Annotated in this window: 9 protein-coding genes and 3 pseudogenes; 2 read left to right on the top strand and 10 right to left on the bottom strand. The window is 69.7% G+C overall.

All coding sequences use genetic code 11. The features are described from left to right. Positions 1-68: 68 nt before the first annotated feature. From OJJOAM_RS10635 to OJJOAM_RS10605, 7 genes and pseudogenes are all read right to left on the bottom strand, one after another. Positions 69-1,206 (bottom strand): annotated as a pseudogene (locus tag OJJOAM_RS10635) (deoxyguanosinetriphosphate triphosphohydrolase). Positions 1,207-1,266: 60 nt separating this feature from the next. Further along, the gene (gene aroB / locus OJJOAM_RS10630) at positions 1,267-2,373 is read right to left on the bottom strand and encodes a 3-dehydroquinate synthase (protein ID WP_422647922.1); all 1,107 of its coding nucleotides are present in this window, start codon (positions 2,371-2,373) and stop codon (positions 1,267-1,269) included. Beyond that, positions 2,360-2,977: a shikimate kinase gene (locus OJJOAM_RS10625; protein ID WP_422649566.1), complete on the bottom strand. Its 618-nt coding sequence runs from the start codon at positions 2,975-2,977 to the stop codon at positions 2,360-2,362. Before OJJOAM_RS10625 ends, aroB begins: the two co-directional genes overlap by 14 nt. A gap of 228 nt (positions 2,978-3,205) precedes the next feature. Beyond that, a pseudogene (locus tag OJJOAM_RS10620) lies at positions 3,206-4,633 on the bottom strand (type IV pilus secretin PilQ); the annotation flags it as partial. Between the two features lie 332 nt (positions 4,634-4,965). Beyond that, positions 4,966-5,502 carry a pilus assembly protein PilP gene (locus OJJOAM_RS10615; protein WP_422647921.1) on the bottom strand — a complete coding sequence of 179 codons (537 nt, stop codon included), beginning with the start codon at positions 5,500-5,502 and terminating at the stop codon, positions 4,966-4,968. 2 nt (positions 5,503-5,504) lie between these two features. Then, positions 5,505-6,161, bottom strand: a complete 657-nt coding sequence (locus OJJOAM_RS10610; protein ID WP_422647920.1) for a type 4a pilus biogenesis protein PilO — start codon at positions 6,159-6,161, stop codon at positions 5,505-5,507. A 353-nt stretch (positions 6,162-6,514) separates the two neighbouring features. Further along, positions 6,515-6,823 (bottom strand): annotated as a pseudogene (locus OJJOAM_RS10605) (PilN domain-containing protein); the annotation flags it as partial. Positions 6,824-7,681: 858 nt separating this feature from the next. Here OJJOAM_RS10605 and OJJOAM_RS10600 point away from each other — a divergent pair. Next, positions 7,682-10,060 (top strand): penicillin-binding protein 1A, encoded by a 2,379-nt coding sequence (locus OJJOAM_RS10600; protein ID WP_422647919.1) that lies wholly within the window; start codon positions 7,682-7,684, stop codon positions 10,058-10,060. A 160-nt stretch (positions 10,061-10,220) separates the two neighbouring features. Here OJJOAM_RS10600 and cyaY read toward each other — a convergent pair whose 3' ends face one another. Next, positions 10,221-10,556, bottom strand: coding sequence for an iron donor protein CyaY (gene cyaY, locus OJJOAM_RS10595; protein ID WP_265632938.1), 336 nt, complete (start codon positions 10,554-10,556; stop codon positions 10,221-10,223). Between the two features lie 429 nt (positions 10,557-10,985). Between cyaY and lysA the strand changes: the two genes are divergently transcribed. Then, the gene (gene lysA / locus OJJOAM_RS10590) at positions 10,986-12,245 is read left to right on the top strand and encodes a diaminopimelate decarboxylase (RefSeq protein ID WP_422647918.1); all 1,260 of its coding nucleotides are present in this window, start codon (positions 10,986-10,988) and stop codon (positions 12,243-12,245) included. A gap of 46 nt (positions 12,246-12,291) precedes the next feature. On the opposite strand, the gene msrQ is transcribed toward lysA, so the two are convergent. Together msrQ and msrP are read right to left on the bottom strand one after the other, a co-directional pair. Beyond that, the gene (msrQ, locus tag OJJOAM_RS10585; RefSeq protein ID WP_422647917.1) at positions 12,292-13,053 is read right to left on the bottom strand and encodes a protein-methionine-sulfoxide reductase heme-binding subunit MsrQ; all 762 of its coding nucleotides are present in this window, start codon (positions 13,051-13,053) and stop codon (positions 12,292-12,294) included. A 52-nt stretch (positions 13,054-13,105) separates the two neighbouring features. Then, complete coding sequence (msrP, locus tag OJJOAM_RS10580) at positions 13,106-14,110, bottom strand: protein-methionine-sulfoxide reductase catalytic subunit MsrP (RefSeq protein ID WP_422647916.1); 1,005 nt, start codon at positions 14,108-14,110, stop codon at positions 13,106-13,108. Positions 14,111-14,147: the final 37 nt, after the last annotated feature.

The following is a 14,147-nucleotide window of genomic DNA, read 5'->3' as shown; positions in this document are numbered from 1 at the left end:
CGCGAGCTGCTGGGCTTGGTGCGCGGGCTTGATGCGCGGGCTTGATGCGCGGGTTTGGTGGCCGGTCGTCAGTTCTGCTCGCCGACCGCGAACATCCGCCGATGCTCGCGGATCGCGTAGCGGTCCGTCATGCCGGCGATGTAGTGGGCGATCAGCCGCGGCTGATCGCCGCCATGGGAGCCCTGGTATTGCGGCGGCAGCAGGCGCGGGTCGCCCATGAAGGCCTCGAACAGGTCGCTGATGATGCGCTGGGCCTTGGCCGACATCCGCATCACCAGGTAGTGGCGGTACAGATGGCGGAACAGGAAGCGCTTGAGCGCCTGGGCCTCCTCCCCTGACCGCGGGGCTGAAGGCGACCAGCGGACCGGCCGCGCGCACCGCGTCGATATCGGCCGGCCGGGCGGCGGCGATATTGCGCTGGGTCGTCTCGATCAGGTCGACGATCAGCGTGTTGATCATCCGGCGGACCGTCTCGTTGATCAGCCGGCGGCCATTGATGCCCGGATAGGCCGCCATGACCTCGGCGCGATGGCGGCCCCACATCGGCACCTCGTCCATCTGCTCCAGCGTCAGCAGTCCCGAGCGCAGCCCGTCGTCGATATCGTGGTTGTTGTAGGCGATTTCGTCGGCCAGGTTCGCCAGCTGCGCCTCCAGCGACGGCTGCGTGCCTTCGAGGAAGCGCCGCCCCAGCTCGCCCAGCGCGGCGGCGTTGACGCGCGAGCAGTGTTTCAGGATGCCCTCGCGCGTCTCGAAGGTCAGGTTCAGGCCGTTGAAGCCGCCATAACGCTCCTCCAGCTCGTCCACCACCAGCAGGCTCTGCAGGTTGTGCTCGAAGCCGCCGTGGTTCTTCATGCAGGCGTTCAGCGCATCCTGGCCGGCGTGGCCGAACGGCGTGTGACCGAGGTCGTGCGCCAGCGAGATGGCCTCGACCAGGTCCTCGTTCAGCCGCAGGTTACGGGCGATGGACCGCGCGATCTGCGCCACCTCGAGGCTGTGCGTCAGCCGCGTGCGAAACAGGTCGCCCTCGTGGTTGACGAACACCTGCGTCTTGTATTCGAGCCGGCGGAACGCGGTGCTGTGGATCACGCGGTCGCGGTCGCGCTGGAACTCGCTGCGCGAGGACGACGCCGGTTCGACATGGACACGCCCGCGCGACTGCGCCGAGTGCGCGGCATAGGGAGCGAGATGGCTTTCGAGATCGGTCATGCGGCAATCCGGTTGGGCGATGCGGGCATCGTCTGAGGGTTGCGAGGCATGGCCGACCGCTTACGCGACCGGTGCCTCGGCGGGACGTTTCAATACGGCGTGCTGCAGCGTGGCGCGCAGGTCGGCATCGGGCACGCTGGTGATCAGCGCCTCGCCGAGCTTCCTGAGCAGGATGAACTTGATCTGGCCGGCCTCGGCCTTCTTGTCGACCTTCATCAGCTCGATATAACGGTCCACGCCCAGGTCGGGCGCCACCACCGGCAGCATCGCGGCCGCCACCAGCCGCTCGATGCGCGAGCGCGTCTCGATGTCGATGAAGCCCAGCCGCAGCGACAGGTCCGCGGCCATCACCATGCCGCAGCCCACCGCCTCGCCGTGCAGCCACTCGCCGTAGCCCATGCCGGCCTCGATCGCATGGCCGAAGGTATGGCCGAAATTGAGCGTGGCGCGGATGCCGCCCTCGCGCTCGTCGGCGGCCACCACCGCGGCCTTGATCTCGCAGGAGCGCTGCACCGCGAGCGCCATCATGTCGTCGTCGCAGGCGTTGAGCGCGCCGATATGCTGCTCGATCCAGGCGAAGTAGTCCGCGTCGGCGATCGCGCCATGCTTGATCACCTCGGCCAGGCCCGCGGCCAGTTCGCGCGGCGGCAGCGTCTTGAGCGTGCCGATATCGGCGATCACCGCCTGCGGCTGGTGGAAGGCGCCGATCATGTTCTTGCCGAGCGGATGGTTGATGCCGGTCTTGCCGCCCACCGACGAATCGACCTGGGCCAGCAGCGTGGTGGGCATCTGCACGAAGGGCACGCCGCGCATATAGCAGGCTGCGGCAAACCCGGTCATGTCACCGACCACGCCGCCGCCGAGCGCGATCAGCGTGGTCTTGCGGTCCGCGCCCGCGCCGAGCAGCGCATCGAAGATCAGGTTCAGCGTCTGCCAGTGCTTGAAGGACTCGCCGTCGGGCAGCGTCACCGTGCGCACGATCTTGCCGAGGCTGGTCAGCGTGGCCTCGACCCGCGCCGCGTACAGCGGGCCCACGGTCTCGTTGGTGACAATGACGGCGTGGCGGCCGCGGATATGCGGGGCCAGCAGGTCGGCGCGGTCGAGCAGGCCGGCGCCGATATGGATGGGATAGCTGCGCTCTCCCAGGTCGACTTCAAGCGTGATCATCGGTCTTGGTATCTTGCGCCGGCTCGATGTCGGCATCGTGGTGGGGATCGCTGGCGGCGTCGCCGCGGACATCGCTCCGGGCATCGCCGTGGACATCGTTGCCGCCGGCCGCGGCGATCCAGCCGGACATCTCGAGTTGCATCAGCACCATATTAGCAAGCTGGGCTACCGAGGGCTTGCCGGTCTCGATGACGAAATCGGCAACCTCGCGATAGAGCGGGTCGCGCTCGGCGTACAGCGCCTCGAGACGCCCCTTCGGATCCTGCGTCTGCAGCAGCGGACGGTTGCGGTCGTGGCGCGTGCGCAGCCACAGGTCGTGCGGGCTGGCGCGCAGATAGACCACCGTGCCGCGCGCCTTCAGCCGGCTGCGGTTTTCGGGCCGCAGCACCGCGCCGCCGCCGGTCGCCAGCACGATGCGCTCGCGCTGCGTCAGCTCGTCGATCATCTGCGCCTCGCGGTCGCGAAAGCCGCTCTCGCCTTCGTGATCGAAGATCACCGGGATGCGCACGCCGCAGCGCGCCTCGATCTCATGGTCGGAATCGACGAAGGCATAGCCGAGGCGGCGGGCCACGGTGCGGCCGACAGTAGTCTTGCCGGCGCCCATCAGGCCGACGAAAAAAAGGTTCGGACGGGAAGCGGTCACGGATTCGCGGCGAGCCGATCGGCGCTCTGCAGGCGGCTCGCGGGTTGGAAACGGCATCATCTTCTTATGTCGGGGCCGGCGGGGCAAGACCCGTGCACGCGCGTGGCAGGCTCCGACGGCAAATCCCCCGGCGAAAATCGGCCGATCCTGCCGCATGCCGGCGCCGCCGCTGCATTTGCGGGCCTCAGTCTACTGCATCCCGCCGAGCGGGGCGTGCGAATGGGCCCGTGCCGGCGCGATGGCATCGTGCAGGATGCGCGGGGTCAGGAAGACCAGCAACTCGGTACGGTCGTGCCAGACCGAGCGGCTGCCGAACAGCCGGCCGAGCAGCGGGATATCGCCCAGCAGCGGCACCCTGGCGGCATCGCCGCGCTCGGCGCGCGTATAGATGCCGCCGATCACCGCGGTGCCGCCGTTCTCGAGCAGCACCTGGGTCTGCACGTGCTTGGTGTCGATGGCGAAGCCCTGCGTGGTCTGCACGCCGACGCTGTCCTTGCTGACGTCGACGTCGAGCAGCACCTGGCCCTCGGGCGTGATCTGCGGCGTCACCTCCAGCTTCAGATTGGCCTTGCGAAACTGCACCGACGTCGCGCCGCTGGAGGTGGCCGCCTGATAGGGCAGCTCGGTGCCCTGCTCGATCAGCGCCTTGATGTTGTTGGTGGTGACCACGCGCGGGCTCGAGACGATCTTGCCCTTGCCGTCGGCCTCCAGCGCGGACAGCTCCAGCGCGACGAAGCCGCTCGCCGCGCTGTTGAACAGGCTGACCGCCAGATGGCCCGGATCGGCGCCACGCAGCGCACCGGCCGGCAGGCTCAGCAAGGGGCCGGGCTCGCCGGCCGCGCCCGGCAGCACGTCGGGCAGAGTATCGGCGACGCGGCCGCGGCCGTATTGCGCGGCAAAGCCCAGCTTGACGCCCAGATTGCGGCTGAACTTGTCGTCGGCCTCGACGATGCGGGCCTCGATGATGACCTGCCGCACCGGCACGTCGATGCGGGACAGAAAGGCGGCGATCTGCTGCAGCCGCTCGGGCAGGTCGGAGACGAACAGCTGGTTGGTACGGGCATCCGCCGTCAGGCTGCCGCGGCGGGACAGCAGGCGCCCCGCCGATGCGCCGCTCGATGTGCCGATCGATGTGCCAGCCGATGTGCCCGCGGGCGCGCCGTGCCCGTACGAGCCGCCATAGGGGCCGTGACCCGCCACGGGCGCGCCGGGTCCGCTACCGAGCAGCAGCCGGCGGACATCGTCGGCACGCTGATAGTTCAGCTGGAACACCTGGCTGCCGACCGGCTCCAGATCCGCCAGTTGCTGCCGCGCCTCGAGCTCCTGCCTGTCCCGGGCGGCCAGCTCCGCGCGCGGCGCGACCCACAGCACATTGCCTTCGCGCCGCGACGCCAGCCCCTTGGCATCGAGCACGATCCGCAGCGCCTGCTCCCACGGCACGTCCTTGAGCCGCAGTGTCAGATTGCCCTGCACGCTGTCGCTGGCAACCACGTTCAGGTCGGTGAAATCGGCGAAGACCTGCAGCAGGGCGCGAATATCGACGCGCTGGAAATTGAGGGACAGGCGGTCGCGCATCGGCGACGCCGCGGCCCCGGGCGCCGACGCGAGGACCGCGGGCGTGGTGGGCGCATGCGTGGTGGGCGCATGCGTGGTGGGCGTGGTGGGCGCGGTTGGCGTGGTTGGCGTGGTTGGCGTGGTTGGCGTGGTTGGCGTGGTTGGCGTGGTTGGCGTGGTTGGCGTGGTTGGCGTGGTTGGCGTGGGCGTGGGCGTGGGCGTGGACGTGGGCGTGGACGTGGACGTGGACGCCGGCGTCGGCGTGGAGGTGGGCGCAGCCGTGGCGCGCCCGGGCGCGGGCGCGCCGAGCACGCGCAGCGGAACGGCGAGCGGAACAGCGAGGGCGAGCGCGAACGCCAGCGTCCACGACGCGCGGCGCCGCTGGATGCGCCCCGTCATGCCGGCGCATCCAGCGCCAGGCGGGCCGTCGTCTCGATCCATCGATCCTCTCCGTTCCAGACGCGCTCGCGCAGTACGATTTCGTCCCGGCCGATGCGCACCACGACGCCATCGCGGCGGCCCAGACGCTGGCCGACCTGCAGCGCCGCCACCATGCCATCGGCACCATCCACGCGCACCACACCGTAGGCGCGGCCCGCGCTGTGCAGGCTGCCGACCATGCGAATCTGCTCCAGGGCATACGCCTCGAGCGGCTCCCGCAGCCGCGCCGCGAGCGCATCGTCCGGCGGCGCGAACACCGGTGCGACCAGCCGGGCGTAGGCAAAGGGGTCGGCTGCCGGCGGGTCGGTGTCGCCGGCACGGCGGCCGTCGAGCAACGGCAGGCGAAGCGCAAGATCCAGCGGTGCGGGCGTCCATGCCGTCGGCGGCGAAGGCTGGCTTCCGGCTTTGCCGCGCGAGGAACGCGCCGCCCGCTGCTGCGCGGCGCGTTCTCCAGCGTCCAGCGCGCGGTAGGCCAGCGCGACGGCCTCCATCGTCAGCGCGCCGTCGTCCTTGCCGTCCTTGCCGTCCTTGCCGTCCTTGCCGTCCTTGCCGCCCCTGCCGTCTTTGCCCCTCCCTGCTCTCCCTGCCTTCCCTTGCCGGCGGCCAACTGCATGGACTGCAGCGTCACCAGCCGCGGCAACGCCGCGATGTCGGCCAGCCAGGCCGCGATCTCTCGATAGTCCCCGTCGACGCGCAGCCGCAGCGGAATTCGGCCAAATTCGTTGCCTACCTCCGCCGCCTGCGGCTGGAACAGCGCGATCCGCAGCTCGCGCGCGGTCGCGAGCGCGCTGAGCGCGACCAGCAGATCGTCGATGCCGCCATGGTCGGGCAGATGGCGCTCCCGCATCGCCAGCGCCTGCGTCAGTTCGGCCAGGCGCCGCCGCATCGGCTCGACGCTGGCCGCGTCGGCCGCCTGCCGTCCGGCGGACTCGCGCAGCGCCGCCTGCTCGGCCTGCCGGCTGTTCAACAGGTCCAGCTTGTCGCGCCAATGCCATTGCCAGCCGGCCACCAGCACCGCGCAGGCGACGAGAATGGGCCACAGCGGAGGCCAGACGGCAAACCCGCGCGGCGCTCCCGGATCGCGTTCGGCCCATTGGCCGAGCCACGACGCCGAGGCGGCCGGGATCTCGTCTTCGTCATCCGGCGCCATGTGGGCTCCCGTCCGGCGGTGGCGATGTTGGGGTTGGTGCTCCGCCCGTGCGCCCAGTGCCGCCCGCGCGCCCCATGCCCGCCGTGCCAACCGCGCGCCCCGCGCCCGCCGTGCTTGCCATGCTTGCCGTGCTTTCCATGCTTTCCGTGCTTTCTGTGCTTGCTGTGCTTGCTCGGCTTGCCGTGCTTGCCGTAGCCGCCGTGGCCGCCGCGCCCGCCGTGTCGACAGGCCGGTAGACCAGCCGCACCGAGAACGCGAATGCCGCCGCGGGATCGCCGCCCGTGCCCACCCCCCGTAGATGTCGAGCGCGACTCGATCAGTTCGGCACGCGCGAGCCACGGCAACGGCTCGAACGCGCGCACCAAGGCCGCCACGCGCTCGTGATGGCGCGCCGCGCCCTCGATCGTCACCGTGTCGCCCTGCCGGCTGACGCTGCGCAGATGGACGCCGCGCGGCACGTGGCGGGACAGGGCATCCAGCAATTGCGCGGGCCGGACTCGGTCGTGCAGCAGCGCATCCAGCACGCTGCCGCGCCGGCTGACCGCGGCAATCTCCTGCCGCAGCCGTGCCGCCTCGCGCGCCGGCACTTCCCACTGGCGCGCCCGCTCCGCCAGTGCGCGGTTCTCCCCCCTCGACGGCCGCGATCCGGCGATCGAGCACATAGCCACCGACCAGCACGGCGGCCCCCCGCCACGCCCGCGGCGGTGCGCCACCCCGGCCGAAGCGAGCCGGCCAGCCGCGCCAGAGGTCGAGCCAGACGTCGTGCCAGACGTCGCCCGAGATGCCGCACAAGATGCCGCGCAGGACGCCGCGCAAGTTGCGGCGCCAGATGCCGAATCCAGCGCGGCGCCAGACGCCGTGCCAGATCCGCCGCGCGATGCCATCCCCCCACGCCAGATTCCCCGCCCCCCGCACGATGCCCCTCCCGTCGTCGATCCGGCACGGCGTTGAACTCGGCGGCGCGATCGCGGCTCTAACCGGCGCTTCCACTGCTGACCGCCTGTCCGACATCCCGCCGCCCTGCCTGCCCGTTTGCCTGCCCCCCGCTCTCGCCCATCACGCCGATCCGCGCCACGATCGACGACGCGCGCCTGCCGCACGCGTGCTGCCCATATGCCCCATGCGTGCTGCCTGCATGGCCCCGCGCCTGCCGCACGCGTGTCACACACATGCCGCACACATGCCACACACAGGCGCCACACACGCGCCACACATGGCGCACGCATGCTGCTCGCATGCCGCGCGCCCGCCGGCATGGCGCGCCGATGGACCGATTCTCGGCAGCCCGACACGGCACCGGCAATGCGACGCCATGCCCATCGGGCCGGTTTTCGCAAGTCACGGCGCGATTGCGCTTGGGCCGCGGGCGCCCATACTGATATGAGCGGCGACGATGAGCGGCGACGGTTTTTCGGCCTTACATCTTGTAACAGCATGGATGCGCCCGCCACGGCACTACCCGCCCGGGAGCCGCGAACGCGAGCGATATAATCCGGGCACCTCCAACTAGGTATTACCCAATGGCTACTGCACAACAGAAGCCGGCTAAACCGGCTCGCCGCCCGCTGTGGATACGCGCCAGCTACTGGGCGCTGGGCCTGATGGCCGCGGGTGTCGTCACGGTGGCCCTGCTGCTCGGCTACGCGCTTCTGGTGGCGGCGCCGAATCTGCCGTCGCTCGATACGCTGACCGACTACCGTCCGAAGATTCCGCTGCGCATCTACACCGCCGACAACGTGCTGATCGGCGAATTCGGCGAGGAGCGGCGCAACTTCGTGCCGATCGCCGAGATCCCCGACGTGATGAAGAAAGCCGTGCTGGCGATCGAGGACGACCGCTTCTACGAGCATGGCGGCGTCGACTTCATCGGCGTGCTGCGCGCGGGCCTGGCCAATCTGCGCGGCGGCCTGTCGCAGGGCGCGTCGACGATCACGATGCAGGTGGCGCGCAACTTCTTCCTGTCCAGCGAGAAGACCTACACCCGCAAGATCTACGAGATGATGCTGGCGTACAAGATCGAGGCGAATCTGAGCAAGGATCAGATCCTCGAGCTGTACATGAACCAGATCTATCTGGGCCAGCGCGCCTACGGCTTCTCCAGCGCCGCGCGCGTCTACTTCGGCAAGTCCATCAAGGACGTGACCGTCGCCGAGGCCGCGATGCTGGCCGGCCTGCCGAAGGCGCCGTCGGCCTACAACCCGGTGGTCAACCGCAAGCGCGCCAAGGTGCGGCAGGAATACATCCTGCAGCGCATGCGCGACTTGGGCTATATCACGCCGCAGCAGTACGACGAGGCGGTGCACGAAGAGCTGAAGGTCCGCAACGAGGGCAACGAGTTCTCGACCCACGCCGAATACGTGGCCGAGATCGTGCGCCAGCTGATGTACGCCCAATACCGCGAGGAGACCTACACGCGCGGCCTGACGGTGTACACCACGCTGACCAAGGCCGACCAGGACGCGGCCTACGAGGCGGTGCGCGCCGGCATCATGAACTACGAGCGCAAGCACGGCTATCGCGGGCCCGAGGCCTTCATCGACCTGCCGTCGGACCCGGCCGAGCGCGAGCAGGCCATCGACGACGCGCTGGTCGAGCATCCGGCCAGCGACGACATGCGCTCGGCGGTGGTCACCGCGGCATCGAGCAAGCAGGTGCGCGCGGTGCTGCTGTCCGGCGAGGAAGTGGTGATCGAAGGCCAGGCGCTGCGCTATATCGCGCCGTCGCTGGCGGCCAATGCGCAGCCCAAGGTCAAGATCCGTCCCGGCGCGATCATCCGCGTGGTGCAGAACGACAAGGGCGCGTGGTCCGTGGCGCAGCTGCCCGAGGTGGCCGCGGCGTTCATCTCGCTGAACCCCGAGGACGGCGAGATCCGCGCGATGGTCGGCGGCTTCGACTTCAACCGCAACAAGTTCAACCACGTCACGCAGGCGTGGCGCCAGCCGGGTTCGAGCTTCAAGCCCTTCATCTATACGGCCGCGCTGGAAAAGGGCTTTTCGCCGGCGACCGTGATCAACGACGCGCCGCTGACGATCGGCCCCGATACCGGCGGCCAGGTGTGGGAGCCGAAGAACTACGACGGCCGCTTCGAAGGTCCGATGACGATGCGCCGCGCGCTGGCCAAGTCGAAGAACCTGGTGTCGGTGCGGATCCTGCGCGCGATCGGTACGCAGTACGCGCAGGAGTACATCACGCGCTTCGGCTTCGATGCCGACAAGCATGCGGCCTACCTGCCGATGGCGCTGGGCTCGGGCAGCGTGACGCCGCTGCAGATGGCGGGCGCCTATTCGGTGTTCGCCAACGGCGGCTATCGCATCAACCCGTACCTGATCCAGCGGGTGGTCGACGCGCGCGGCAACGTGCTGTCGGAGACCAAGCCGCAGCGCGCCGGCGAGGACGCGGTACGGGTGCTCGATGCGCGCACCGCCTTCATCGCCGACAGCATGCTGCGCGACGTGGTGCGCACCGGTACGGCCTACACGGCCAAGCAGCGGCTGGGTCGCAACGACCTGGCGGGCAAGACCGGTACCACCAACGATGCGGTCGATGCCTGGTTCGCCGGCTATACGCCGAAGCTGGTGGCGGTGGCCTGGATGGGCTACGACCAGCCCAAGAGCCTGGGCGTGCGCGAGACCGGCGGCGGCCTGTCGCTGCCGATCTGGATCAGCTACATGTCGAAGATGCTCAAGGGCGTGCCCGAGAGCCCGGATCGCCAGCCGCCGGAGGGCGTGGTGATGGTGGCCGGCGACTGGACCCTGGAAGAGAACGCCGGCGGCGCCGGTGTGGCCTCGGTCGGCTTGGGCGATCCGTGGCCGGGCAAGGCGCCCGATCCCGGCGCGCCATCGCCGGCCGATCTGGAGCAGGAGAAGCGCCGCATCCTGGAGATGTTCGGCGGCGGCTGATGCGGCCGACCGATGGCACAACGCGATCGCACAACGCCCTCGCAAAAGCGCGATCGCACAACGAAAAGGCCAGTGATGGGCTGGCCTTTTTGCTTGCCACGGGGGCAGGTATGCGGGTATGCGGTTATGCGGTTGTGCCGATGCGCCGCTATGCCGAAAATCAGCCCAGCGTCAGCGTGGTCCCCGCCTGCTGGCTCAGGTAGCGCGACAGCGCCTGGTACAGCTCGGTGCCCTCGCGCGTGTCGACCCAGCGCTCGCCGTCGCGGCGGAAATGGAAGCCCCCGGCGCGCGCCGCGACCCACAGCTCCTGCATCGGCGCCTGGCTGTTGATGATGATCTTCGAGCCGTCCTCGAACTCGAGCTCCATCACATTGCCGCTGCGGTTGATTTCGATATCGGCGTCGGCCGCATCGGCGGCCTGCTCGATCGCGCTTTCCAGCCGATCCAGCTCGCCGGTCGCCAGCGCCAGGAACTCGCTTTCGCTCAAAAGGGACATGCTACACTCCAAGACCGCCAGCCGCGGCCGGTCCCTGCCGGGACCCGTTCCGGGCTGATGCATTGTTCTGCGGGCCGATCCGGGCGCCGACCCGAGTGCCCGCGGGCACCGTTGCCCGGCCCCGGCTGCTCCGGTCCGCCTCCCGTTCGACCCCTGTTTCCAAGGACGACCCGATGTTGCGTCGTGTTGCGATTGTAGCGGCGTTTGCCGCCGGCCTAGCGATGCCCCTGCTCGGCGGATGCGGCATTCGCGGCCCGCTGGTGATGCCGCAACGCCCGCCCGCGCCGGTGCAGCCCAGCGTCCCCGATCCCGGCCTGTCGCAGCCGGACGCCGCGCCGATGCCCGCGCGCACGCCGCCGGCCCGCACGCCTTCGTCGTTCGCGCCTGCGTCCGCTCCTGCGGCCCCTGCCGCCCCTGCCGCTCGATAACATGACCGCATTTTTCCATCGCCGCGACGGCGCCCTCGCCGTCGAACAGGTGCCGCTCGCCCGTATCGCGGAGCAGTTCGGCACGCCGACCTACGTCTATTCGCGCGCGGCGCTGACCGCCGCCTACCAGGCCTACGCCGCCGCCTGCGCCGGCCATCGCGCCCGCGTGCAATACGCGATGAAGGCCAATTCGAATCTGGCCGTGCTGCAGGTGTTCGCGCAGCTCGGCGCGGGCTTCGACATCGTCTCCGGCGGCGAACTGCAGCGCGTGCTGGCGGTGGGTGCCGATCCGCGCAAGGTCGTGTTCTCCGGCGTCGGCAAGTCCGAGGCCGAAATGGAACTGGCGCTGGCGCACGACGTGCTGTGCTTCAACGTCGAATCGATTCCGGAGCTGGACCGCCTGAACGCGGTCGCCGGCCGCGTCGGCAAGCGCGCGCGCGTGTCGCTGCGGATCAATCCGGACGTCGACGCCCGCACCCATCCGTATATCTCCACCGGACTCAAGGGCAACAAGTTCGGCATCGCCTTCGACGACGTGCTGCCGACCTACCGCGCGGCCGCCGCGCTGCCGCACCTGGAGATCAGCGGCATCGATTGCCATATCGGCTCGCAGATCACCGAGGTCTCGCCCTATCTGGAGGCGCTGGACAAGGTGCTCGACGTGGTCGAGGCACTTGAGCGCGAAGGCATCGTGCTGTCGCATATCGATGTCGGCGGCGGGCTGGGCATCACCTATGACGACGAGACGCCGCCCGATATCACCGGCTTCGCGCGCACGCTGCTCGAACGCGTGGCGCAGCGCGGCCATGGCCATCGCGAGGTCCTGTTCGAGCCGGGACGCTCGCTGGTCGGCAATGCCGGCGTGCTGCTGACGCGCGTCGAATTCCTCAAGCCCGGCGAGGCCAAGAACTTCTGCATCGTCGATGCGGCGATGAACGACCTGGCGCGCCCGGCAATGTACGAGGCCTTCCACCGCATCGAGCCGGTGGTGCCGCATGCGGGCGAAGCCGTGACCTATGACGTGGTCGGCCCGGTGTGCGAGTCGGGCGACTGGCTGGGCCGCGATCGCGCGCTGGCGGTGGCGCCGGGCGATCTGCTGGCCGTGATGTCGGCCGGCGCCTATGGCTTCGTGATGAGCTCGAACTACAACACCCGTGCGCGTGCGGCCGAGGTGATGGTCGACGGCGAGGCGGTGCATCTGGTGCGCGCCCGCGAGCGTGTCGAGGATCTGTTCCGCGACGAGAAGCTGCTGCCGCGCTAAGGCGCCGAAGGCTGCCGCGCGACGACTGCCGCGACGACTGCCGCGGCTACTGCGGCGAGGACTCCCTCGGCGCAGCAGCAGCAGCAGCAGTGCCAGCCGCGCGGGCCGTCCCGCGCCACCACCACCACAGCCGCGCGCCGAGCAGCGCCGCCACCACGGCGGCGTAGATCGACACCTCGCCGAAATCGTTCTTGCCGGCCTTGTGCCACCAGTAGTGCAGGATCGCCAGCACCGCGATCGCGTAGATGCTGCGGTGCAGGGCCTGCCAGCGCCGGCCGCCCAGCCGCCGCACCATCGCATGCGTCGAGGTCGCGGCCAGCGGCACCATCAGCACGAACGCCGCAAACCCCATCGTGATGAACGGGCGCTTGAACACGTCCTTGGCCATATAGGCCGGATCGAAGCCGCGGTCCACGCCGAGCCACAGCATGAAGTGCAGCGTGCCGTAGAAGAAGGCAAACAGGCCGAGCAACCGCCGGATCCGCAGCAGCCAGTTCCACCCGCTCAGGCGCCGCAGCGGCGTCACCGCCAGCGTCGCGCACAGCATCACCAGCGTCCACGTGCCGGTGGAGCGCGTGACGAACTCCAGCGGATTGGCGCCGTACTGGCCGGTCGCGCCCATATACACGAGCCGTGCGAACGGCAGCAGTGCCAGAACCCAGATCAGCGCCTTCAGCGCGCGCAGCCGCGCCGGCGGCAAGGTGCCGGGCGTGGCGGCGGAACGGCGGGCGCCTGTCGGCGACGCTGCCTGCGCGGCGGTATGGCTCGCGCCCGGGGGCGCGGCAGGCGTCGTGTCGGTGGAAGGCATGCGGCGGCGTAGGCGAACGTTGGCGGATGTGGGGCAGACGCGGGCTGGCGTCCTAGAAGAACTTGCGCAGATCCATGCCCTGGTACAGCGAGGCGACCTGCTGCGCATAGCCGTTGAACGGCAGCGTCTTGCGCTTGGGCGCGAACAGCGCCGCGAAGCCGCCGCCCTTGTCGTCGCCGATGCGGCGCTCGGTGGCCTGGCTCCAGCGCGGATGATCGACTTCCGGATTGACGTTCGAATAGAAGCCGTACTCCTGCGGCGCGGCCAGGTTCCAGCTGGTGGCGGGCTGCTTGTCGACGAAGCGGATCGCGACGATCGACTTCGCGCTCTTGAAGCCGTACTTCCACGGCACCACGAGGCGCACCGGCGCGCCGTTCTGGTTCGGCAGCACCTCGCCGTACAGGCCGAAGGTCAGCAGCGTCAGCGGATGCATGGCCTCGTCCAGGCGCAGGCCCTCGCGATACGGCCAGTCGAGCACCGGGCTGCCGAGTCCCGGCATCTGCTTCTTGTCTGCCAGCGTCACGAACTCGACGTACTTGGCGCTGCCCAAGGGCTCGGCGCGCCGGATCAGTTCGGCCAGCGGAAAGCCGACCCACGGGATCACCATCGACCAGCCCTCGACGCAGCGCAGCCGGTAGACGCGCTCCTCCATCGCGGCCATGCGCATCAGGCCGTCGATGTCATACGTTTTGGGTTGCCGCACCAGCCCTTCGACCTTGACCTGCCACGGACGCGGCCGCAGCGTGCCCGCATTGCGCGCGGGGTCGGACTTGTCGGTGCCGAACTCGTAGAAATTGTTGTAGGTGGTGACGTCCTCGTAGGGCGTGCGCTTGTCGGTCACCACATAGGCGGGGTTGGGCGTGGCGGGCAGCTTCTGCCCGCGGCCCGGCTGCTGCGCCAGCGCCTGGCGCGCGGCCCACGGTGCCAGCGTGCTGCCGGCCGCGCCGGCGGCGACCATCGCCAGCCAGCGGCGGCGCGCGGCGAAGGCCTCGGGCGGCGTGATCTCGCTGGACGGAATGTCGTCGCCGCGCAGCCATTTCGGAGAGGGAATCCACATCGTCGTTCCTTGCTTGGCGGAGCGCCGGCGCGCCGGA

This window comes from Cupriavidus sp. H18C1, from assembly GCF_049311595.1.
GTDB classification, from domain to species: domain Bacteria; phylum Pseudomonadota; class Gammaproteobacteria; order Burkholderiales; family Burkholderiaceae; genus Cupriavidus; species Cupriavidus cauae.
The sequence above is the reverse complement of the archived record's forward strand: the minus strand, read 5'-3'. Positions and strand labels throughout refer to the sequence as shown.

What these genes read in the sequence shown, in the direction of transcription:
- OJJOAM_RS10625 (WP_422649566.1), bottom strand. Translation starts at nt 2,977, where the DNA reads ATGGGCGCCGGCAAGACTACTGTCGGCCGCACCGTGGCCCGCCGCCTC.
- aroB (WP_422647922.1), bottom strand. Translation starts at nt 2,373, where the DNA reads ATGATCACGCTTGAAGTCGACCTGGGAGAGCGCAGCTATCCCATCCAT.
- OJJOAM_RS10610 (WP_422647920.1), bottom strand. Translation starts at nt 6,161, where the DNA reads ATGGCGCCGGATGACGAAGACGAGATCCCGGCCGCCTCGGCGTCGTGG.
- lysA (WP_422647918.1), top strand. Translation starts at nt 10,986, where the DNA reads ATGACCGCATTTTTCCATCGCCGCGACGGCGCCCTCGCCGTCGAACAG.
- msrQ (WP_422647917.1), bottom strand. Translation starts at nt 13,053, where the DNA reads ATGCCTTCCACCGACACGACGCCTGCCGCGCCCCCGGGCGCGAGCCAT.
- msrP (WP_422647916.1), bottom strand. Translation starts at nt 14,110, where the DNA reads ATGTGGATTCCCTCTCCGAAATGGCTGCGCGGCGACGACATTCCGTCC.
- OJJOAM_RS10615 (WP_422647921.1), bottom strand. Translation starts at nt 5,502, where the DNA reads ATGGAGGCCGTCGCGCTGGCCTACCGCGCGCTGGACGCTGGAGAACGC.
- cyaY (WP_265632938.1), bottom strand. Translation starts at nt 10,556, where the DNA reads ATGTCCCTTTTGAGCGAAAGCGAGTTCCTGGCGCTGGCGACCGGCGAG.
- OJJOAM_RS10600 (WP_422647919.1), top strand. Translation starts at nt 7,682, where the DNA reads ATGGCTACTGCACAACAGAAGCCGGCTAAACCGGCTCGCCGCCCGCTG.